This is a genomic window from Agriterribacter sp., assembly GCF_035497235.1.
Taxonomy (GTDB): domain Bacteria; phylum Bacteroidota; class Bacteroidia; order Chitinophagales; family Chitinophagaceae; genus Agriterribacter.
In genome coordinates, this window is the sequence record NZ_DATJEB010000053.1 from 1 (window position 1) to 21,268 (window position 21,268).

General features: G+C 42.5%; 19 protein-coding genes. 13 read left to right on the top strand and 6 right to left on the bottom strand.

The window, feature by feature from the left end:
• Positions 1–646, bottom strand: a 646-nt coding sequence (locus VL121_RS19015; protein WP_325408195.1) for a hypothetical protein, incomplete at its 3' end; no start/stop codon positions are given.
• Positions 647–897: 251 nt separating this feature from the next.
• Positions 898–1,371, bottom strand: coding sequence for a hypothetical protein (locus VL121_RS19020; RefSeq protein WP_325408196.1), 474 nt, complete (start codon positions 1,369–1,371; stop codon positions 898–900).
• A 256-nt stretch (positions 1,372–1,627) separates the two neighbouring features.
• Between VL121_RS19020 and VL121_RS19025 the strand changes: the two genes are divergently transcribed.
• From VL121_RS19025 to VL121_RS19035, 3 genes are all read left to right on the top strand, one after another.
• Positions 1,628–4,741, top strand: coding sequence for a DUF5107 domain-containing protein (locus VL121_RS19025; RefSeq protein WP_325408197.1), 3,114 nt, complete (start codon positions 1,628–1,630; stop codon positions 4,739–4,741).
• Between the two features lie 140 nt (positions 4,742–4,881).
• A complete protein-coding gene (locus tag VL121_RS19030; protein WP_325408198.1) occupies positions 4,882–6,015 on the top strand; it encodes a formimidoylglutamase in 1,134 nt (377 codons plus the stop codon).
• Between the two features lie 143 nt (positions 6,016–6,158).
• Positions 6,159–7,493 carry a D-alanyl-D-alanine carboxypeptidase/D-alanyl-D-alanine-endopeptidase gene (locus tag VL121_RS19035; RefSeq protein ID WP_325408199.1) on the top strand — a complete coding sequence of 445 codons (1,335 nt, stop codon included), beginning with the start codon at positions 6,159–6,161 and terminating at the stop codon, positions 7,491–7,493.
• Between the two features lie 19 nt (positions 7,494–7,512).
• Here the strand turns inward: VL121_RS19035 and VL121_RS19040 are convergent, their stop codons facing one another.
• Positions 7,513–9,717: a S9 family peptidase gene (locus tag VL121_RS19040; protein ID WP_325408200.1), complete on the bottom strand. Its 2,205-nt coding sequence runs from the start codon at positions 9,715–9,717 to the stop codon at positions 7,513–7,515.
• A gap of 138 nt (positions 9,718–9,855) precedes the next feature.
• On the opposite strand from VL121_RS19040, the gene VL121_RS19045 reads away from it, so the two are divergent.
• A complete protein-coding gene (locus tag VL121_RS19045; protein ID WP_325408201.1) occupies positions 9,856–10,245 on the top strand; it encodes an RNA-binding S4 domain-containing protein in 390 nt (129 codons plus the stop codon).
• Positions 10,246–10,317: 72 nt separating this feature from the next.
• Positions 10,318–10,860, top strand: coding sequence for a DUF998 domain-containing protein (locus VL121_RS19050; RefSeq protein WP_325408202.1), 543 nt, complete (start codon positions 10,318–10,320; stop codon positions 10,858–10,860).
• 10 nt (positions 10,861–10,870) lie between these two features.
• Here VL121_RS19050 and VL121_RS19055 read toward each other — a convergent pair whose 3' ends face one another.
• Both VL121_RS19055 and recN read right to left on the bottom strand, forming a co-directional pair.
• A complete protein-coding gene (locus VL121_RS19055; protein WP_325408203.1) occupies positions 10,871–11,683 on the bottom strand; it encodes an enoyl-ACP reductase FabI in 813 nt (270 codons plus the stop codon).
• 290 nt (positions 11,684–11,973) lie between these two features.
• Entirely contained in the window at positions 11,974–13,632 is a 1,659-nt protein-coding gene (gene recN / locus VL121_RS19060; protein WP_325408204.1) for a DNA repair protein RecN, read from the bottom strand.
• A 196-nt stretch (positions 13,633–13,828) separates the two neighbouring features.
• Here recN and VL121_RS19065 point away from each other — a divergent pair, with 196 nt between their 5' ends.
• The 4 genes from VL121_RS19065 (at position 13,829) to VL121_RS19080 (ending at position 16,264) form a co-directional block, all read left to right on the top strand.
• Positions 13,829–14,428, top strand: coding sequence for a Crp/Fnr family transcriptional regulator (locus VL121_RS19065; protein WP_325408205.1), 600 nt, complete (start codon positions 13,829–13,831; stop codon positions 14,426–14,428).
• A gap of 61 nt (positions 14,429–14,489) precedes the next feature.
• Entirely contained in the window at positions 14,490–15,200 is a 711-nt protein-coding gene (locus VL121_RS19070) for a LytR/AlgR family response regulator transcription factor (RefSeq protein ID WP_325408206.1), read from the top strand.
• A gap of 117 nt (positions 15,201–15,317) precedes the next feature.
• Positions 15,318–15,833 (top strand): hypothetical protein, encoded by a 516-nt coding sequence (locus VL121_RS19075; protein WP_325408207.1) that lies wholly within the window; start codon positions 15,318–15,320, stop codon positions 15,831–15,833.
• Between the two features lie 296 nt (positions 15,834–16,129).
• Positions 16,130–16,264: a hypothetical protein gene (locus VL121_RS19080; RefSeq protein WP_325408349.1), complete on the top strand. Its 135-nt coding sequence runs from the start codon at positions 16,130–16,132 to the stop codon at positions 16,262–16,264.
• Between the two features lie 43 nt (positions 16,265–16,307).
• Here VL121_RS19080 and VL121_RS19085 read toward each other — a convergent pair whose 3' ends face one another.
• The gene (locus tag VL121_RS19085; RefSeq protein ID WP_325408208.1) at positions 16,308–17,279 is read right to left on the bottom strand and encodes a hypothetical protein; all 972 of its coding nucleotides are present in this window, start codon (positions 17,277–17,279) and stop codon (positions 16,308–16,310) included.
• A 544-nt stretch (positions 17,280–17,823) separates the two neighbouring features.
• Between VL121_RS19085 and VL121_RS19090 the strand changes: the two genes are divergently transcribed.
• The 4 genes from VL121_RS19090 (at position 17,824) to VL121_RS19105 (ending at position 21,181) form a co-directional block, all read left to right on the top strand.
• A complete protein-coding gene (locus VL121_RS19090; RefSeq protein ID WP_325408209.1) occupies positions 17,824–19,203 on the top strand; it encodes a site-specific integrase in 1,380 nt (459 codons plus the stop codon).
• A 251-nt stretch (positions 19,204–19,454) separates the two neighbouring features.
• On the top strand, positions 19,455–19,766 hold the full coding sequence (locus VL121_RS19095; protein WP_325408210.1) for a DUF3853 family protein: 312 nt from the start codon (positions 19,455–19,457) through the stop codon (positions 19,764–19,766).
• Positions 19,750–20,010: a hypothetical protein gene (locus VL121_RS19100; RefSeq protein WP_325408211.1), complete on the top strand. Its 261-nt coding sequence runs from the start codon at positions 19,750–19,752 to the stop codon at positions 20,008–20,010. The genes VL121_RS19095 and VL121_RS19100 overlap by 17 nt, the downstream gene beginning before the upstream one ends.
• Before the next feature lies 1 nt (position 20,011).
• Positions 20,012–21,181, top strand: a complete 1,170-nt coding sequence (locus VL121_RS19105) for a hypothetical protein (protein WP_325408212.1) — start codon at positions 20,012–20,014, stop codon at positions 21,179–21,181.
• The last annotated feature ends 87 nt before the right edge of the window (positions 21,182–21,268 follow it).

Below are 21,268 nucleotides of genomic sequence, written 5' to 3' on the forward strand. Positions count from 1 at the left end.
GCCGTCGGCGCCGACGCGATCGTAGGCTGGTGCACTGACGCGATGCTCGCGCGCGCCGACGAGCTGCGCTGGATTCAGCTGGGCACAGCAGGGATCGAAGGCGTGCTGCGAATATTGTAACCTTTCCTTTAGTGTATTTCCTTTTAAAGCCGGGTGGATTTTTAAGCACGGTGTTTTCATAACGTAAACGCTCAACCGGGCGGTTGCCTTCCCTGAACCGCAGTTCATACAGGTCGCGTATGGTTTGGTCAAAATCGAACAAACCTGTCCATAGTTCACCGGCATTCTTTGAAGCTGTTGAATGCCCGTAAGCCCGCTTGAATGCTGCAATGCCCGTTGTATCATTATCTGCACCCAGTCCGTTTGAATTAATGAATTTTGGATTTTCCTTATCCTTATTCCACATCACATTCAGGTTGGTATTGATGATTCTTTGTATGTCTTCTTCATTAAAGACTATTCCATAATGATAAGCTTCGGTAATTTTTTCTACATCGCCGGCCTGGTAACCCGAACGCCAGGGATGAACCCAAACGCCATGGCGTGTATCTTTCTTTTCTGCATCAATATCGCCGGGGGTAAGCGGGTCAAAATAGTTCCAGCAATAGTGGTCGTCAAAATATTGGAAATGACTTTTTAATGTCAAGAAAATTCTTTCTGCCCTGTTTCTGTAAACCGAACTGTCTGTTATGCGGTAAAGCCGCAGATAAACCTGGCCTGCATCCAATTGTTTATTAAATGGATGGCTGACTCCAGCCCGGTTAGCGGCGGAATCGTATACCCATTCTTTTAAATTACCAGGTTTTAAAAACTTACTGAAGCCGGTATAAGCGCCATATGAACCATCTTCATACCATGTTCCTCTTTTGTCCCACTTCTCTGCAAAATCTCTTTTAGCTATTTCAACATAGGCGCTTGCCTTGCTGCCGTATATTTTTTCAGGGAGTCATTTTCCAAAATCAGAACGCAGAAATCAAGTATTCCTGTCATCAGAATGGCATCGCCTACAAGTGCGTCCTGCCAGTATCTTTCGTCATAAGCATACGGGCCAATCCATCCGCTGTATCCGTCCGGATCGGTGTCCATCCTGCTAATCAGAAAGTCGTAGTATGCTATTCCTGCATCCAGCCATGCTGTATCTCCGGTGAGTTCAAAGTTTTCTACATATTGATCCATTCCCACCCGGGCATGCCAGCAGAAGTTTTCGCCTTTTGCATTTTCCGCAAATGCGGGATTATTGATCATGTTAGCGGATAATGCTTTTGGCGTTATCCTGACCAACGGACTATTTTGGGCAGGAACGAAAATGGCAGTGCATAAAAGTACCGGCAGGGAGAATAAAAGTATAAAAATGCGGAGTTGTGTAGTCATATGCATGCTTTTTGAATCGTATGTTTTGACGGGTATGCATAGCGCTGATTATTGGGCAGGTCTGGCCGTCTGTGTAAATATCCAAAAACTTTTTATTACAACGATTTTATAATGGTGTGTAGCAGCTTTATTATAAAACCGTCAGTGCAACATATGTATAAGTCGGGAAGCTTTAAATCACACAAACGATTGCTGTGCGGTAATTGAAATCGTTTTTCCTAATTTTAGTATTTAAGCCGCTTTAAATGATTGTTCCATGAGAAAGCCTTTTATGACTTTGTTATTTTTTTGCTTCACCATAATAACGGGGGTGGCACAGCAACCGGCTACGGTAAAGGAATATATGCAGTCATTTCCTACCTATGGATTTTCAGATCCGAATCCCATGCCGCTGCTTTCACCCGTGTACCCGTATTTTCGTTACGATGGATTTACCGATAAATCTGAGCAAAAACAATGGAAGATCGTTGAACTCGAGAACGATTATATTAAACTACTCATCACGCCTGAAATTGGCGGAAAGATATGGGCGGCAATCGAAAAAAAATCCGGGAAATCATTTATCTATTATAATCATACTGTAAAATTTCGTGATATTGCCATGCGGGGGCCATGGACGAGCGGCGGACTGGAACCCAATTATGGCATCATTGGCCATACGCCTTCCAATGCCACGCCTGTTGATTATATAACGCGTACAAATGATGATGGAAGCGTAAGCTGCATTATTGGCGTTTTGGATTTATTAACAAGAAGCGACTGGCGGATAGAGATCAATCTTCCTAAAGACAAAGCGTATTTCACCACGCAGTCTTTCTGGTATAATTCCACTCCGGTTGAACAACCCTATTACCACTGGATGAACCTGGGCATTAAAGCAAAAGGCAACTTAGAATTTATTTTCCCGGGTACAAAGTATATCGGCCATAATGGTGAGCATGCAAATTGGCCGGTAAATGAAACCAATGGTAAAAAGATCAACTTTTACGAAGAGAATAATTTCGGCGGATATAAATCTTATCATGTTTTTGGTAAACCTGCCGATTTCTTTGGCGCCTACTGGCACGATGATAATACCGGCATGGTGCGTTATGGCACATACGATGATAAAGCCGGCAGAAAGATATGGATATGGGGTTTATCGCAGCAGGGTATGATATGGGAAAAATTACTCACTGATACCAACGGGCAGTATGTAGAAATTCAATCGGGAAGACTCTTTAATCAAAATGCACCTAAAAGCAGTTTCACTCCGTTTAAGCATATTGGCTTTGCCCCTTATGCAACGGATACCTGGAAAGAATACTGGTATCCCGTATCACAAACGCAGGGCATTGGTAAGGCCAATGCGTACGGCGCTCTCAATATAAAGTATGAAGGGGATATATTGAAGATATACTTTTCCGCAGCCCAGTTTGTTGGTGATACATTGGTGGTAAAAGCCGGGGAGAAAACAATATACAGCAAGGTGCTGAACCTGGCGCCATTACAGGTTTTTGCAGACTCCTTACGGGTAAGCATAAACGTAAATAACATTACCGCTGCGCTGGGTGGTAATAAGCTGGTATACCATAGTGACCCCGAATTTGAAACACTCAGCCGGCCGGCGGAAACCCCGGTAAATTTCAACTGGAATACGGCCTATGGTTTGTATATACAGGGCAGGGAACTCATGGATCAGAAAATGTATGGAGCGGCGGAAGAAAAACTTACGGAGGCTTTAGGTAAAGACAGCAATTATCTTCCCGCACTGGTAAAAATGGCTGCACTCCTGTACCGCAATATGCAATACACGGAAGCCCTAAAAATAGCCACCCGGGCGCTAAGCATTGATACCCATGCAGGCGATGCTAATTACTATTATGGTATCATTAATGCACAGTTGGATAATATAGCCGATGCAAAGGATGGGTTCAGCATTGCTTCGCTTACGCCTGAATACCGCAGTGCTGCTTATACCGGGCTTAGCAGGCTGTATAGCAAAGAAAGCAATTTTGACCAGGCAATCGCGTATGCCGCGAAAGCAGTTGATTTTAACCGGTACAATATAGATGCCCTGATGCTGCAGGCTGCCGCGTTACGCAACCGCAATGAAGCAGCAAAAGCTGGGGTTGTATTGCAAACCATTTTATCGTTCGATCCGCTGAATCATTTCGCCCGTTTTGAAAAATTCCTCTGGCAGCAAACAGAAGAAACTAAAAAGGCATTTACTTCCCTGGTAAGAAATGAACTGCCTGCTGAAACCTTTGCCGAGCTGGCTATCTGGTATTATAATGCCGGTTATAATGATAAAGCCATGGAAGTGTTTTCCTTAAGCCCCGCAAGCGCGGAAGCCGCTTTCTGGAAGGCATTTCTGCAAAACAAAAAGGCGGATTGCAGCGCTATTAATCCAGATCTGGTTTTTCTCTTTCGTTCGGAAACAGCAATGGTGCTGGAGCATTTGCTGAAACGGCAAAGCGACTGGCTGCTGAAATACCAACTGGCATTGATATATAAAGACCGCAACCGGGAAGCGGAATGTAAACAATTGTTGCTGTCCTGCGGCAGCGCGCCCTCTTACGCCCCGTTTTATGCAACGCGTTCTGCCATTTTTAAGGACAGCGATACGGCACAGTGCCTTAATGATCTTCAGAGAGCCTTATTGCTTGATAAAGCACAATGGCGGTATCATAAACTGCTTGCTGAATATTATATCGAACACGGGCAGCCTGCACGGGCATTAGCGGTAACAGCGCCTTTCTATAAGGCGCATCCGGAACAATACATTATGGGTATGCTGTATGCCAAAACACTGATGCTGAATAAAAAATACAGCAATGCCGGTGCGGTGCTGGCTAAGCTCAATATTATACCCTTTGAGGGAGCTACGGAAGGAAAGGCATTGTACCGCGAAGCGAAACTGATGCTGGCGCTGCAGGAAATGCAAAAAAATAATTACAAAAAAGCATTAACATTTATTAACCAGTCGCGGTTATGGCCTCCGAACCTGGGTGTAGGAAAACCTTACGATGATGAAATAGACAGCCGACTGGAAGACTGGATGGAATACCTGTGCAGCAGGCAGTTAAAGAAAGCCGGCGGAGAAGCTTTGCTGGATCATATTTTACAGTTTACCCCGCGTATAGATAATACGGTGAGCAATTTTATTCCTTCCAATGCGCTGGTATCGGCATGGGCGATTGAAAAAAAAGAGAGTACAATAAAGGCCGTTGAATGGATTGACCAGCAAATAGCGGCTTACCCTCATATGCTCAATGTGCTGCAATGGAGCAAAAATGTGTTTGAAAATAAGCGTGTTACTGATTTCCCTGAGTTAAATAAAGACGCCGGCATGCGCATATTAGAAGCGTTGCGTGCCGCGGGAAAATGATGGCAGCAGCTAAAAAATAATGCTTTTTTATCTTCCGGCTAAGTGTTTTTACCAGCCACTTACCCGGTTTTTCACATCATGTTAGAATTTTCTGCTCTGATTTTTGCTGCAGAACCAGTAGGTTTGTAAAAATCATTGTTATGGGTGACGTGCTAAACATCACTGATTTTTTAAATCCGGTTAACCGGTATCATTTATCGCACGATGAGGGCTACTTAGAAGGACAGATCGGTAATCACATTGCATTGTATGAAGAAGAGTTGCCCGACCTTGATATAGCTGATGTGGTATTGGTAGGCTGCGGCGAACAAAGGGGGGAAGGCTCAGATAATTATTCTGCCGGTCCTGACGTTATTCGCAGCCAGTTTTATGCTTTGTATTACTGGCATAAGGATATCCGGATCGCGGATGTGGGAAATATTAAATCGGGCGCGGGCATAACCGATACCTACGCGGCGTTAAGAACCGTGGTAAGCGAGTTGCTGCATATTGGAAAAACCGTAGTTATCCTGGGGGGAAGCCACGATCTCACCCTGGCGCAATACGATGCGTATAAGGTATTGAACCATATTATTGAAGCCGCTGTAATAGACGGTTTGATTGATTTGAATATGGATAATCCTTTGCGCAGCAGGAATTTCTTAATGGAAATATTAACCGGCGAACCCAATTTCATCAGGCATTATAATCATATTGCGTTTCAGAGCTATTTTGTAAATCCGCATATGCTGGAAACTATGGATAAGCTCCGTTTTGATTGTTACCGGCTGGGTATTGTAAAGGAACATATGGAGGAAATGGAGCCTGTACTGCGCAATACGAATATGCTGAGCTTTGATATTGCCGCGCTGCAGCATGCCGCGGCGCCTTCCAATTATCTTTCGCCCAACGGGCTGGATGGCGAGCAGGCCTGCATGCTCACCCGTTTTGCAGGAATGAGTCCCAATCTGAATTCCATAGGTATTTATGGATATACTGTAGAAAATGATATCCAGCAATTAACCGCGAAACAAATAGCGCAAATGCTGTGGTATTTTGTAGATGGAAAATGGCAGGGCAAGCATGAAGCGCTGCTGGCGGAGAGAGATAATTTCTTTGAATTCAATACGGCATTCGCTGAAATAGACACCGTGTTTTTGCAAAGTAAAAAAACAGGACGCTGGTGGATGCAATTGCCGGATAACTCATATATCGCCTGTTCGTACCAGGATTATATTCAGGCCAGCAGCAATGAAATACCCGAACGCTGGCTGAGAGCGCAGGAAAGGAGTTAACCGGAGAATTTTAAAATTTGAAAGTGTGGAAATGTGTAAATGGGCAACCTGTCAGGACTGCAGCCCTGGTCCCAGGCTAAGCAGTCCTAACAGGTTTGCCACTCACTATTGACCACTGACTATTCACCACTCACCCAATGTATATGTTTACATTCTTTAGAATAGTCATTTTATTTTTTGGAATAATTTTTCTTGCATCCTGCTCTGTTTCCTATAAAATTCAAAAGCTCACCAATAATACTTTATTTAATGATACTGTACTGGCAGATGCGCACACAGGCATTGCCGTTTTTGATGCGGGGAAGAACCAATTCATTTATAATTACCAGTCCGATAAATATTTTGTACCGGCAAGTAATACCAAAATCATCTCTTTATATGCAGGTATGAAATACCTGCGGGATAGTTTGGCAGGATTGCGATACAAAGAAATGGCTGATACCCTGTTTATTATACCTTCAGGAGATCCTGCTTTTTTGCATCCTGATTTTAGTAGCCAACCGGTATTTGATTTTTTAAAAAGGCAATCCAAACCTATAGCCATTACCACAAACAACTGGAAACCGGAAGCATGGGGAGAAGGCTGGATGTGGGATGATTATAACGATGCGTATATGGCGGAGCGCAACGCTTTTCCCATATACGGAAATGTGATCCGGTGGATACAGGTGCGTGATTCGGGCAGCATTGCTGCAATGGCCAGGGAAGAAGCTTTTATTTATTCGGAACCCGATATTAACTGGAAAGTGAATTTTAGCGGCGATACCGCATCAGAAATATTTTCTGTACAGCGCGCGTTAACCGAAAATAAATTTTTCATCACCCAGGGTAGGGAAATCAATGCGGAACGCAGTGTGCCATTCATTACGAACGGATTACAATCGGCGCTGGAATTGCTGAAAGATACCTTAGGCAAAACCGTTAATTCAACCACCACCGTAGTTCCGCCGGAGGGCATTATTCATTCTCAGCCATCCGACTCGCTTTTTAAGATCATGATGTACCGGAGCGATAATTGTTTCGCGGAGCAGGTGCTGTTAATGGCCGCCAATGAAAAGCTGGGTGTAATGGATGACGGACGGATGATACAATACCTGCTGGGTAATGAGCTGGCAGCGTTTCCACAAAAGCCCCGGTGGGCCGATGGCAGCGGGCTGAGCCGGTATAACCTGTTTACACCGCAGGATTTTGTGTGGATACTTCATAAAATGAAAAATGAGTTTGGCATGGAAAGGCTGCAGCAAATTTTTCCAACGGGGGGAGCAGGCACGCTGCGCAATTACTATCAGAGCGATAGCGGCTTTATATACGCTAAAACGGGCTCCATGTCGGGCGTAGTAAGCCTTAGCGGTTATTTGTATACAGAAAAGGGAAAGCTATTGATCTTTTCTGTTCTGGTAAACAATCACCGGCAGCCTGCCGGAGTGATCCGGAAGAAAATAGCATTGTTTTTACATACGCTTAGGATGCGATATTAGAAATCTTAAATCAGAAATCCTATCTTCCCCCCGGCGGGCAATACTTCAATAAATAATCAGTGCATAAGGTTCGTAAATGCTGGGTAGTGCCTTCTCCTTCGCTAATGCCGTGTGTTCTGTTCGGATACGACATAAACTGAAATTGCTTATTGTATTTAATTAGTTCGTTTAGCAACATCTCCGCATTCTGGTAATGTACATTATCATCTCCCGTACCATGTATATATAATAAGTTGCCACGAAGATTTTTGGCATAGGTAACAGGTGATCCTTTGATATAATCTGCCCTGGTTTCCTGCGGCGGGCCCATATACCGTTCCTGGTAAATATTGTCGTAGGTAAGCTGGTTGGCTACCGCGGCAACAGCAATGCCCGTTTTAAAAATACCGGGATATTGAAACAGTAAATTTAAAGTAGAAGAACCGCCGCCACTCCATCCCCAGCTTGCCACGCGTGCCGTATCCAGATAGGGGCGTTGCTGCAACAGTTTTTTCATGGCCATTGCCTGGTCGCGGATATTAATGCCGCCAATATCGCGGTAAATAGATTTACGCCAGGCCGATCCTTTTAATGTTGGCGTGCCGCGGTTATTGAAGGATACATAGAAGTAGCCGCTTTTTGCCATATCGCCGTTAAATAAACGGTTGCCACCGGTTGAAAATTTATCTTCAACTGTAGTGTTCGCAGGTTCTCCATAAACATACAGCACTACAGGATACTTTTTTGAAGAGTCAAAATTTTCGGGTGTTGTTATCCATCCGTCCATTGTTACATTATCTTCTGTTGTAATGGTAAAAAATTCTAAATTTTTTCTTTCTACTGTTTTAATGCGGTTTGCCATGCTTTGGTCATTCTGCAAAGGCGTATGTTCCGGCAGTTTGATCCACTCGCTTACGGAAGGTGTATTGCGGTTAGTAAAAATATGCAGCGCTAACCGGGCGCCCGGAGAAATCTCATAACTGTGTGTTCCCTTCAAACTGCCCGGCGATACCAGCTCCGGTTTACCTTTGCCGTCTAATGCAGTGCGGTACAGGTAACGCTGAATAGCGCTTTCGGGGGAGGCAATAAAGTATACGTAATTATTCTTTTCATCAATAGCGCTGATGGTTTCTATATCGTAATTACCTTTGGTGAGCAATATTTCTTTTTTACCGTTGCTGCTCACATGGTAAATATGCCGCCAGCCATCTTTTTCACTCACCCATAAAAAAGCCGCGCCATTGTTTATCCATTCCCAGCCACGCGGGTCATCATCATTCCAGCGCGATTTTATATCAATCCATGCTTTATCTGTTTCAGTATATATATTTTTTGCCGCCGCATCTGATATATCACATACATATAATTTACTTTCATTTTGTTTCCGGTTCAATTGCTGTACAATGAGCGATTGATTATTGGCAGTCCATTCCATGCGGGGCAGGTAATGCTGCTTCGCATCGCCGGGAATATTCATCCACCTGGTATTGCCGCCTGCCGCGCTTACTACGCCTATGCGCACCGATGAAGGAGACTCGCCTACTTTTGGGTATTCAACAGGAACAACAAATGAATAGATGGAATCGGTTGTATTGAGCATTAAATAATCGCGGGTACCGCGAGCGTCAACCTGCCAGTAGGCAATGTTTTTACTGTCGCTGCTCCATCTGAAGCCATCCCTGCACCCAAATTCTTCTTCATATACCCAGTCAAATGTGCCATTAATCAACTGGCGCGAACCATCCGTAGTTAACGCGGTGGTTTTGCCGGAAGCGATGTTTTCCACATAAATATTCTGTTCACTTACGTAAGCTACCTTGCTGCCATCGGGTGAGAGCTTTGCGTACATTAAAGACTGACCGGGCTTATCTTTTCCAATTTGCTTTAATTCTTCTGTACCCTTGTTCAGTACCCAGTAATCGCCTTTTGTATTATAGCGCCATACTTTTGCCGTATTGGTAAAAATAAGTAGTGTATTTTCATCGGGGCTGATTTCAAAATCCGATATGGTTAGCGGTTTATCCTTTCCACGGGGCGTAAGCTGCGCGGCAGTAGCCAGCACCGTAACCTGTTGCGTGGATAACGGATTAACGCGAAGGAGCATATTATCCTGTATTTCATACAACCCTGTTCCGTCCGCAGTCCAGTTTACCTTTCCGGCTTTAAACTGGGTTAGTCCGGCGGAAGCAGTACAAATAAAATAAATAATGATAATGCTTCTTTTGAGGTAAGCGCCATATTGCATAATCAAAAATAATTTAGTAGTAAATTTATGAGAGAAACCGTTACGATGAATAAAGATTTGATAAATGGTGAAAGCTAATGCATGCTGTTATCAAACCATCCTAAATTGCGATAGTGAAATTGTTTAATGTATATTGTTATGAATGACGCTAAAGAAAAACTGCGGATAGACAAGTATCTCTGGGCTATCCGTATTTTTAAAACAAGAAGCATGGCTTCAGAAGCCTGTGATAAAGGAAAGGTAAAATATCATGGAGACAGCATTAAGGCATCGCGTAATGTGCATATAGATGACGAGTACGAGATCAAAACCGAAGCCAAACGCTGGCGTATTAAAGTAAGCGGGTTGCTGCACAACCGGGTACAATACAGTGAAGCGGTTAAATATTATATAGATATTACGCCCGCGGAGGAAATAGAAAGATTGCAATACCAGGCATCGAGCTTTCACACGGGTAAACGACTGAGCAAAGTAGGAAGACCCACAAAGAAAGAACGCCGCGATATTGGCGATTTTTTGGATGAATGATTTATGCGGAATATTGAGCCGGGAATAGTATACAAATACCGCCACGTGTTCTGAAATTTTTTAATCTTTTTAGTGATTATCCTTTTGCTGTATACTACAACTGCTTTCCTTATTGCGGGCATTATTTATTTTGCTTCCCAAAGGCCGCACTACAGTCATCTCAAACATACCATCAGTGAACTGGGAGCAGATAATGCAGTTAATAAAAGAGCTGTCAACCTGGGCTTGTTTTTCCCTGCCGGGCTGTTGCTGATTTTATTTGGATTGTTACATAGCGGCAATGCAGATATAAAAGGGCTTGCAGTTTGCCTTGGAACAGGATACCTGGTCTCTGCTTTCTTTCCCTGCGATCCGGGTTCGCCGTTAATTGGGAGCAGTAAACAAACGGTTCATAATATGGGTGGTTTTATTGAATACGCCGGCGGCATTTATTTTTTGAATAAATGCCCGCATCTCTTACTTACGCCAAACTTCATTCAGCCACAATGGATCACAGGATTCCTGGTCGTTTGTGTGATCTTAACTTCCTTGCCGGCGTTTAAGCTGCGGGGATTGTTTCAGCGCATACTGGAAATGATATTATTCGGGCAGTTATTATGGATCAGTTACCAGTAGCTCCTGTTGTTTATGCTTCTATTGCGTTAAGTACTTCCTGTGTAACGCCCATAAGGGAAAAACCGCCGTCATGGAAAAGATTCTGCATCGTTACCATGCGGGTGAGATCGCTGAATAAGGACACGCAATAGTTAGCGCAATCATCGCCGGAAGCATTTCCCAGGGGACTCATTTTTTCAGCATAATTTATAAACCCGTCAAAACCTTTAACACCGCTGCCTGCAGTAGTACGGGTGGGAGATTGTGAAACGGTATTGATCCTCACTTTTTTCTTAATGGCATAATGATAACCGAAGCTGCGGGCAACACTTTCTAATAATGCTTTGGCATCGGCCATTTCGCTGTAATGCGGGAATACTCTTTGCGCCGCTATATAGGTAAGCGCTACCACGCTGCCCCATTCATTCAGGGCGTCCATATCCCATGCCGTACGCAGTACCCGGTGCAGCGACATGGCAGAAATATCCAATGTTTTTTGATTGAACCCATAATCCAGTTCAGTGTAAGATTTGCCTTTTCTTACATTAAGGCTCATTCCTATAGAATGTAATATAAAATCAACTTTACCGCCGAAGTGAGCAGTAGATTCTTCAAACAATTTCTTCAGGTCATCCATATTGGTTACATCGGCGCCTATAACCGGAGCGCTTATTGCCTCAGACAGTTTGCTGATTTCACCCATTCGTAAAGCAACAGGAGCATTGGTTAGCACTAACTGGGCGCCTTCTTCATGACATTTTAACGCTGTTCTCCACGCAATGGATTTCTCATCCAGCGCGCCAAAAATAATTCCCTTCTTTCCCTGTAAAAGGTTATAAGCCATATTATGATATTTAAAATTGAGCGTAAAAATAGGGATTCAAAAGCAAGAAGCAAAACCTCACCCGCTTTCCCTCTCCCCACAGGGTAGAGGGACAGCGCTGTGGAATAATATCAATCATTTCATTCTTCCACATCAACCATAGAATATATCCAATCAAAACAACCGTCTTATACTTTTCTTCGTTTTTAAATAGTTAGTTTACTCGCCATCCACATCAGCATTTGTCGTTTCGTAGCTGATCTTAAGGATACACTCATTTTCAAATTTTCAAATTAGCACATTTTCCACATTTACAAGTCCATCATCTCCCTTGCATTTTCAAGTGCCGAAGCCGTAGGTTTTTTGCCGCTCAGCATTTGTGCAATGGTATCTACTCTTTCTTCTGCAGATAAAAGTTTTATGTGTGTATTTATCTTTTCGTCTTTTTCTTTTTTGTATACAAAAAAATGGGCGTTTGCTTTGGCGGCTATCTGCGGCTGGTGCGTAATGGCAATTACCTGGTGCGATTGACCGAGATCTTTCATAATAATACCCACCTGCCGGGCGGCTTCACCGCTGATGCCCGTATCTATTTCATCAAAAATGAGGGTGGGTAACTGAACGGATGCGGCTACCAGTGATTTAATGCAGAGCATTAAGCGGCTTAGCTCACCGCCACTGGCTACTTTTTTTAAAGGTTCAAACCGGTTACTTTTATTGGCGTCAAATAAAAATTCAATGGCATCGCCACCTGTAATGTTCAACGCCGCCGGGTTAATGGCTATTTTTATCCGGGCATTGGGCATGCCCACCTGGGTAAGTAATTTGCCGGTTTTTTGCTCAAAAGGATTTACCTGTTTCTGGCGGTTAGCCGTTAAGGTTTGTGCCAGTTGCCGTGCCTGCGTTAATTGTATTGCCGCTTCTTTTTCTAAATGAGCGATTGCCGCATCAAGATTTACTATTTTATCTAATTGCTGCTGCAGGCTGTTTTGTATATCTAATAATTCGCCGGTGGTTTGTACCCCGTGCTTCTTCAGTAATTTATATCCCAGCGAAAGCCTGTCGCTTACCACCTGTATTCTTTCTTCATCGAACCGGATTTCATTGTTTAAATTTTCTATGTCGCCGGCTATATCGCGTAATTCTATTTGTGCCGATTGGAGCCTTTGCACCAGCGCAGGAATAGCGGTATGAAAATTGTGGAGCGTATGCAGTTGATTGCTTAGGCCTTTTAACTGCTGAACAAGCGGCTGTTCTCCTTCATTAAGCGCGTAATTAATTTTACCAAGCGCAGATTTTATATTTTCAGCATTGCCTAATATTTTCAGTTCGGCGTCTAACGCTTCCAGTTCGTTTGCTTTCCATTGCGCTTCTTCCAGTTCCTCGTATAAAAATGTATGGTAATCGAGCTCTTTATTGGCAGCCGCCTGCTGTTCTTTGGCAGCGGCAAGCGCTTTTTGAGTGGCGCTGTATACGGTATAGGCTTCCTGGTACTGCTTCAAAACGGACTGATGGCCCGCCAGCGCGTCTATTACCTCCCGCTGAAAATCGCTGTCTCCCAGTTCCAGCGTATCAAACTGCTGATGCAGGTCTACTAACAGCGATGTAAATTGTTTAAGCTGGGCAAGCGTTACGGGCGTATCGTTAATAAAAGCTCTTGATTTACCGGTTGAAGCAACTTCCCTTCTTATTACAATTTCTTCTTCTGCTGCATCCAGGTCGCTTTCCCGCACAATTTTCTGAATGTCGTTTCGCCCCTGGGTGGAAAAGCTTCCTTCAACAATACATTTTTGTGCAGCATTAAACAATACGGAACTGTCGGCTCTTTCGCCCAGTATCAGTCCCAGGGCGCCTGCCAAAATGCTTTTGCCGGCACCGGTTTCGCCGGTAATGATATTGAGCTTGCCGGAAAACTCAATATCAACCGATTCAATAATTGCGTAATTCCGTATTAATAATTTTTGAAGCATAAACTGCCTGTTACCGCTGCAAGTTAACAGATAGCCTATTTCAGTCCAAGAAAACTATATTCTCCTATGCGAAGTTTTTTTTGGATAAGCGGTAGGAACATTTACCGGCTTATCATGCATTTTTGTAAAGCGAACGGTTGTATGTGAACAGGGTTGTTTATTTTACTTTTCTGTTAAACGTATCAAATGTATTGCTATGTTTGAAAAAGCCTGCCATTACCTGCGGCTAAAAGGTATTTATCTCAGCGAATCAGATCGCCAGGTTATTCGCCTGCATACAGGGTGGAGGTGTTTCCCCCGGCATACCCTGCTAATGGAGCAGGGCGTGCCGGTGCGGCACCTGTATTTTTTAAACAGCGGGATTGTGCGCTTATTTAAAATACATAACGGCGAAGATTATACGCTGGGCATTGTGTCTACCAACGATTTTATATCTACTTCTTTATATCTCGGCAACGGAAAACCCTCATCCTGCGCGCTGGAAACACTCACGGATGTGGAAGTACTGCAATGGGATAAGGAGGATGTAGACAGTATAAGGCAACAGGTACCTAAGTGCCGCGAAATGGAAATGGCTACTATGGACAGGCTGCTTACCTGGCTGCAGGAAATGCAGGTAGACAGCATTTGTCTTACTGCCGAAGAACGGTACTGCAAACTGGTGAAGGAACAGCCGGAACTGATTCAGAAAATCCCTTTAAAATACATCGCTTCCTTTTTAGCCATTCACCAGGACAGCCTGAGCCGCATCCGTAAAACAGCAATGCAGAAAACCCTTGTTCCCGTAAAATGCTGACATATGTCAGGCGCTGTGCCGGGCAATCCGTTTACATTTGACGCTGTTTAACAAATGTGCAATGGACAGAACAACTATCCTTATTGTAGGTGGCGATGAAACGATGCGCGGGCTTATACGCGGGTGCGTAAAAAAAACGGCTTCCTGTATCATTATAGGCGAATGTAATAATGGGGGGCAGGCTATACGGCATATTAAGCTGCTCCGTCCGGACCTGCTGTTCATGGAAACGGAGCTTGAAGATATGACGGGTTTTGATGTGCTGGAAAATACAGGACGTACATGTTGTGTGGTGTTTACTGCCGCATTGCCTGAACAGGTATTGCGCGCCTTTGATTATAATACGGTGGACTATTTGCTGAAACCCTGCCGTAATCAGGATATAGCTGCTGCACTTGATAAATATGCAAGATGGTATGTGAAAAAAGAGAAAGCCGCTGCTGCTTATCCCGGGAAGATACTGGTGGAAAACGGCAGGCGTTTAAAAAGCATCATGGTATCAGATATCACACATTTTAAAGCCGCCAAAGATTATACCCGCATATATACCATTCATAACGAAGTGTACCTGAGTTCGTATGGGATAAGTTTTATTGAAAAAAAAATCAATCCTGCCATGTTTTTGCGCATACACCGCTCTTATATCGTTAACACAACGCACATCAGGGAACTATACCGGGGTTTTTCCGGAACATTTATAGCCCTGCACAATGATGTTGAAATTAGTATCGGCAGGCATTATCTTCCTTCAGTTAAGCAAATGTTATTATAAGCGCCGGGTTTCCTTTTCATAACGCAGGTGTTGAATGGATGGTAGCGTTTATCTTCGCACAGCAACATGCGGCAAATGATCCTTTGCCCTGGAAACGGCTGATAGCTACAAGCAGATATGACTATAAAAAAGAACATTATCCTGTTATATATTACAGGCTGTATTATGGCGGCAGGTATTACCGCGCCGGGTTGTGTGCCGCCTGCGAAAGAAAAAAATGCTGTCTCTCCTTTGCAGGCAGATACGGCGGTGATGGAAAGTATTGCTATTGACAATTCCATGCATCAGGGTACCGGCAATCCTGAAAAATTACAGAACAACATTACGCGACAAGTTTTACCACTGGCAGATAAGCAACCTCCTGCTGCTGAGCGAATATTCAGCGAAGCAGATAAAACATATATTGACTGGATTATTCCTGATTATCCGGATGTTATTCTGTTACATGAGGGCAGTGCCGAAACGCTGAACTATACGGAACAGGTATACCGGTATCTTAAATCAAAGAAGGGTAGTGTTAGAAAAAAAGTCATCACTCAAAAGCATGCAGACAAGGCAAGGGATAAAAGGTTGTATATAGATGATGTGGGGGAGAACTGGTATGAAGTGTTTGTTTTTGATGAGTGGAGATAGGGGAGGAGACCTGTGGCAAATGCTGACGGGATGGAAAGTAAATCCTCTAAGCATGATGCGGTATTGATCTGCGCGCAATAAGGACATGGACGCCGAACAGAGCTGTATACGGATTATACTTTTGCTGTATGGGATGCAGACAATACGTTAATTCCGTTTGCCAAAGCGTATTCAGGATTCACTGATAGGGAAATTACAGAAGTAGATAGGTTCATTAAACAACATACAGTTGAAAAGTTCGGGCCGGTACGTATACGGTTAAGCCTGAACTGGTTTTTGAAATTGGTTTCAAAGCTATTAATAAATCCGCCCGGCATAAATCGGGAATAGCTGTACGGTTTCCGCGTATCCTGAACTGGCGGAAAGATAAAAAGCCAGCGGAAGCGGATACACTGGAAAGTTTGAAAAATATGCTGGATCTGTATAAATAAAGTAAAAAAGGCTGTTTCAAATTAAAGCATTGGCCCTCTGTTTCTACAGTGGGCTTTTTACTGTGCGCTCAGACAGGAAGATGTTTTTAATCTTCCATACCCACTTACTTACATATTCACGGCGTTGGTTTTTAGCTTTTTCTTTTTGTTCAGGTGTTTGCTTACTCTTTTTAGGAAGGTGATCAGGTTTTGTTATCTGAGGATTATCAATTTCTTTTTGCTTCGGGGTTTTATTTTTTCTTTTGCCGTCTCTGTAATATGATTTTATTTGGTATATAAATGCGGTAAAAGCAACGCCTATTCCAATAGCGGATAAAATATAAGCAATCCAGGGCCATTCTTCAAAGTAGTTATTTACATGGAGAGGTAATGCAATCTTTGATATTTTCCATTCCGCCCCGTTAAAGTATGTCATGTAAAGATTAATAGTATAATCGCCTGGTTCAATGTCTCCTTTAGTTTTTAAATCGAATTTAAAAGGTGGCCTCACACTTGTTTTTTCCGATAGTAAGGCAAAACTTGATGAATCCGACATGTCATAATCAACAAAAATAGAAGCATAATCCCAATGATGAGACTTAGGACCCCCGAAAGTAGAAATCACAGTGTTATCCTTAGGTAGATTAAATGCGTGTCTCCCGTATTCTAATGAAATAAAGTCGCCAACAGTGTCAACAGGGTTTAACCCAGTATGCATCAGAGACTCCTCACTAAAAATTGGGTTCGATGGTATTAAGAATATTTTGCAATTACCGATTAAGCCGTATCCAGTTACGTAAGCAGAAAGAGTTGTTGTGTCGTTTTTAAAAACAGTTGACCGAGATAAATAAGCTACAACCTCATAGGCCCCTGGATTATTCCAGTCTTTTTTCATCCGAGGCTGCAACATATTATCTAAATTAATGTTTGCTGCTGGAGTGTACAATTTGGTTGTGCCGTCCTGTGAGAGCGCAAAGTTTATAAAAAAAGAAAATAAGGCAGCAGCTAATAGCGTAGCCACGAGTGAAACTTTCATTTGCGAAGGGTTTCGCTAAATTTAGCGTATTTTTTTAAACATGCTTATGCTTCTTAAGCAAGTGCCGGAAGTTTCAGTTGGCGAAATAGCGAAAGTTATTCCAAGCAGTCTGCCTGCTGTGTGGCATCTTCACGGTGCCCTTTTTTAATTGTCATAGGGAAGCAAGGCTGTTTCAACTCAATGAAACGACCTCTTAGCCCTACCGGTTGGTGTCTCATCGACCGGAAAGTAAAATGGCTGATCTCAAATAATCAATTTTGATTTTAACCGATATGTTCTGGTGAAATTTTTTTTACCATTTTTTCTACCTGTTGCAAACAAAAATCCGCAAACCCGATATAGCAAAGGATTTGCGGAAGTTATAAGTCGGGATGACAGCCCTAACACCTTTGTTATTTAATGATTTACCCTGATATTAATGGAGGCGTGGAATACGCTATAATACTGCATGTTTATATCCCTGTGTAAAAACTAATAAAAATAGAGTACTCAAAATTTGCTACATAAATTGCTACACAATACCTTTATGTAGCAACTCAATAGTATGGCAAAGAATAAAAAAACTCTACGCTTTTGGCTTCGGACGGACAGAAAAAACCAGGACGGGACCGCACCGCTTCACTTGATATATCAAATCAGCGGTGTAAGAAAATATTACGCAATTCCAGAAACGAAAATGTATTCCGTTAATTGGAATCCTAAAGAGCAGTCTGCAGTTTGCCTGACAAAGCAAATGGCTAAAAAGCTGGAGCCCAATTTTAAATTTGAGGATGAACTATTACTTACTGCTACCGAAGCACGGGATATTAATAATAGGATTGCAGTTCTTAGGGAAGATGTAAAAAAAATACAGCAGAGGTTTGAGCTGGACAATGTGCCATATTCAGCCGAGAATATTACCGAAGCATTAAGGGAAATGAAAAGCACGACTAAGAAAGAAAGAACCGGTGATTATATCGCCGACTTTATAAAGCAATTTGTAAAAGATAGTACAGGATCGCACAAGGTCAGAACCTTGCAGGTATATAATGGATTAGCTACCCATATTACCGCCTATGAAAAGACCTGTGGTAAAAGAGCAACATTTGAAAAACTTGATATCCCATTCCTTAGGGGGTTTGTTGGGTACTTATCAGAACCAAAAGTTATTACTTTGGTAAGTGGTAAGAAAAGAAATGTAAAAGGCATGAATAATATTACCATAGCAAAGCAAATCAGCACTCTAAAAACGTTATTAAAATATGCCCGAACCCAGTATAAGATCGATGTAAATGCTACATATCAGGACTTTAAAGTAGCAAGAAAAGATTCAAATTTTGAAGTAGTAACACTGACTAATGATGAGTTTTTAAAACTCTATAACATCGATCTATCCGAAAATAAGCGGCTTGACCGGGTGCGTGATGTTTTTTGCTTCGCTTGTGCAACCGGGTTAAGATATAGCGATCTTCAGCAGCTTAAAAGAGAGCATATCAGGCACAATACTATAAAGATGACAGCATCCAAAACAGGTCAAAGATTGGAAATTCCGTTGAATCCGTTTTCATTTGCCATTCTGGCTAAATACAAAGGGCTTCATAAACCTCTGCCAGTAATAAGTGGGCAAAAAACCAATCAGTTTCTGAAAGAACTTGGAAAAAAGGCTGAAATCAATACTCCCATTGAAAAAGTGAGAGAATATGGAGTAAGAAAGAAATCGATAACTTACGAAAAATGGCAATTGCTGTCTATACATGTTGGAAGAAAAACCTTCACGACACTTTCCCTGGAAAAAGGAATTGCACCACAAGAAGTAATGGCGCTTACAGGACATACTACCTATAAGGCATTCAAACGTTATGTAGATGTTACCAATGATCGCAAGAAGTTGGTAATGGCTAAAGCTTGGGGAGAGGTGAAGGAAACGAATTTGAAGGCGGTATAAAATAATTCATTGCAAAAATATTTGGCATGTATTGGTTTTAATGAATGTAAATGCATTATTTTTGCTCCATGATCATTTAGGGAATGATTATTAGTTCTTGCTTCATCATTCATCACGCTCTTACGTTCAATCCGTAGTACTGGCAAATAGAACTCCAGGCACAGTTCTCGAAAGAGACAACTATCTATCACATACATATCGCTACTATCAGAAATTAACTTGCGTATCCCAACGCAACAATCCATTTAATAATGGAAAAGGAAATTGTAATCTCAAAACAATCTCTAAGCGATTTAGAAAAGATTTTCAAAACTGCTGTACAGGAGGCAATAAATCCTGAAAAAAGCAATTTAGTTCAAAACGAAAGCCAAGATGATCCTTACATATACGGGATTACTGGTTTATCGCATTTCCTGAAATGTTCGGCATCTTCAGCTCAACGTTTCAAGAACTCTGGCAGAATCCCGTATCTACAAACGGGAAGAAGAGTTTTATTTTCCAGACAAGCCGTTTTAGAGGCGATTAGTCACCCTAAATCAATGCCTCATGGAAAATCCCTTTGATATAATAATAGCAAAGCTGGAGGCTCTGGAAAGCGCGTTAGAGGCAATGAAGCAACCAGTATCGGTTGATGTAGCTACAGAGATCATTGACAGGGAAACACTTTGCTCCAGATTAGGTATTTCGCTACCTACGGCCATTCGATATTCTAAACGAAAGGTAATACCAGTAATACACATTGGTACTACTATTCGATATAATTGGCAGGCGGTACTAAAGGCATTAGAAAAACAAAAACCCCATTAAAATGAACAACCAAGTTAATGGGGTTGATAAGATAGAACAACAATGCCCCAAAGTTACAAAAAATACTTCTGAAACTTCTATACCCGGTGGCAAAAATTCTTTATCAATACAACAAATAGTTGATGAGATAAATCGGGATGAAACTTCTATAAACCCGGCAATTACTTTAGCTGATTTCGAGCACCTTCGGGTAACTAAAGAAAAGGCTATCCCACATCCGGAACCAACAATTAAAATAGATGGGGCAGCTATTGCGGCACCGGGAAATATAACCGGTATTTCAGCCCAAATGAAAGCCGGGAAAACCGCAATAAAGGGAGTAATTATTGCATCTGCGATATCTGAAACAGGAACGGCAGACGGATTCCCTACAATTACCAGCGAGCCTGCAAACGGAAAAGCAATTATTGACCTTGATACTGAGCAGAGCGAGGCAGACCAGCAAGATAATTTAAATTCAATACTTCGCAGGGTAGGGCTGGAAGCGACCCCGAAAAATTTACTATCCTACAATACCCGGCAACTATCTATGAAGGATTACCGAACGTTTACCGATAACATTTGCATGTTGTGTGCTAAAGAGTTTGGTGGGATCCATTTAATAACCATTGATGGCGGAGCGGACTACATATCAAGCGTAAACGATGAGGAGCAAGCAAATGAGATTCTTGAATATTTTACCCATCTGTCAATTAAATACAATTGTCCTGTTATAATTATAGTCCATTTAAACCCCAATAGCGATAAAGAACGGGGGCATTTCGGGAGCCAATTACAAAGGAAGTGCTATGGCTTAATAACAATAGAAAAAGACAAGGGGAGCGATATTTCAACTCTCATACCTAAAGCCTTCAGAAAGGCCGGCAATGGCGATGTACAGCCAATACATTTTACCTATAATAAAGAAAAACATCATCATGTACAAATTGATGCACCGGATAGGGATTCAGAAAAAGCTGTAGCGGTGGTAGCCAAACATAAAAGCACAGCCAAAGAGGTTTTCCAGGGGCAAAAATCAATGAGCTATACAGAAGCGGTACATGTGATCATGAAGCACACCAACCGTAAAGAGCGGACCGCAAAAGAGATGATAGCCAATATGAAGGGGTGGAAATTTATTGTAACGGCGCAAGACGGAAATTTAAGATTAAACCATGTTGAATATGAGTAGTGCAATTTGGTGCAAATCGGTGCAAAATGCACCTGTACTATTGGTGCAGTGCAACCTATATATAGGGTTGCACCTGCACTACACCAA

Coding starts and splice junctions, on each gene's coding strand:
- VL121_RS19020 (WP_325408196.1), bottom strand. CDS start 1,371: ATGACTACACAACTCCGCATTTTTATACTTTTATTCTCCCTGCCGGTA.
- VL121_RS19025 (WP_325408197.1), top strand. CDS start 1,628: ATGAGAAAGCCTTTTATGACTTTGTTATTTTTTTGCTTCACCATAATA.
- VL121_RS19030 (WP_325408198.1), top strand. CDS start 4,882: ATGGGTGACGTGCTAAACATCACTGATTTTTTAAATCCGGTTAACCGG.
- VL121_RS19035 (WP_325408199.1), top strand. CDS start 6,159: ATGTTTACATTCTTTAGAATAGTCATTTTATTTTTTGGAATAATTTTT.
- VL121_RS19040 (WP_325408200.1), bottom strand. CDS start 9,717: ATGCAATATGGCGCTTACCTCAAAAGAAGCATTATCATTATTTATTTT.
- VL121_RS19045 (WP_325408201.1), top strand. CDS start 9,856: ATGAATGACGCTAAAGAAAAACTGCGGATAGACAAGTATCTCTGGGCT.
- VL121_RS19055 (WP_325408203.1), bottom strand. CDS start 11,683: ATGGCTTATAACCTTTTACAGGGAAAGAAGGGAATTATTTTTGGCGCG.
- recN (WP_325408204.1), bottom strand. CDS start 13,632: ATGCTTCAAAAATTATTAATACGGAATTACGCAATTATTGAATCGGTT.
- VL121_RS19065 (WP_325408205.1), top strand. CDS start 13,829: ATGTTTGAAAAAGCCTGCCATTACCTGCGGCTAAAAGGTATTTATCTC.
- VL121_RS19070 (WP_325408206.1), top strand. CDS start 14,490: ATGGACAGAACAACTATCCTTATTGTAGGTGGCGATGAAACGATGCGC.
- VL121_RS19075 (WP_325408207.1), top strand. CDS start 15,318: ATGACTATAAAAAAGAACATTATCCTGTTATATATTACAGGCTGTATT.
- VL121_RS19085 (WP_325408208.1), bottom strand. CDS start 17,279: ATGAAAGTTTCACTCGTGGCTACGCTATTAGCTGCTGCCTTATTTTCT.
- VL121_RS19090 (WP_325408209.1), top strand. CDS start 17,824: ATGGCAAAGAATAAAAAAACTCTACGCTTTTGGCTTCGGACGGACAGA.
- VL121_RS19095 (WP_325408210.1), top strand. CDS start 19,455: ATGGAAAAGGAAATTGTAATCTCAAAACAATCTCTAAGCGATTTAGAA.
- VL121_RS19100 (WP_325408211.1), top strand. CDS start 19,750: ATGGAAAATCCCTTTGATATAATAATAGCAAAGCTGGAGGCTCTGGAA.
- VL121_RS19105 (WP_325408212.1), top strand. CDS start 20,012: ATGAACAACCAAGTTAATGGGGTTGATAAGATAGAACAACAATGCCCC.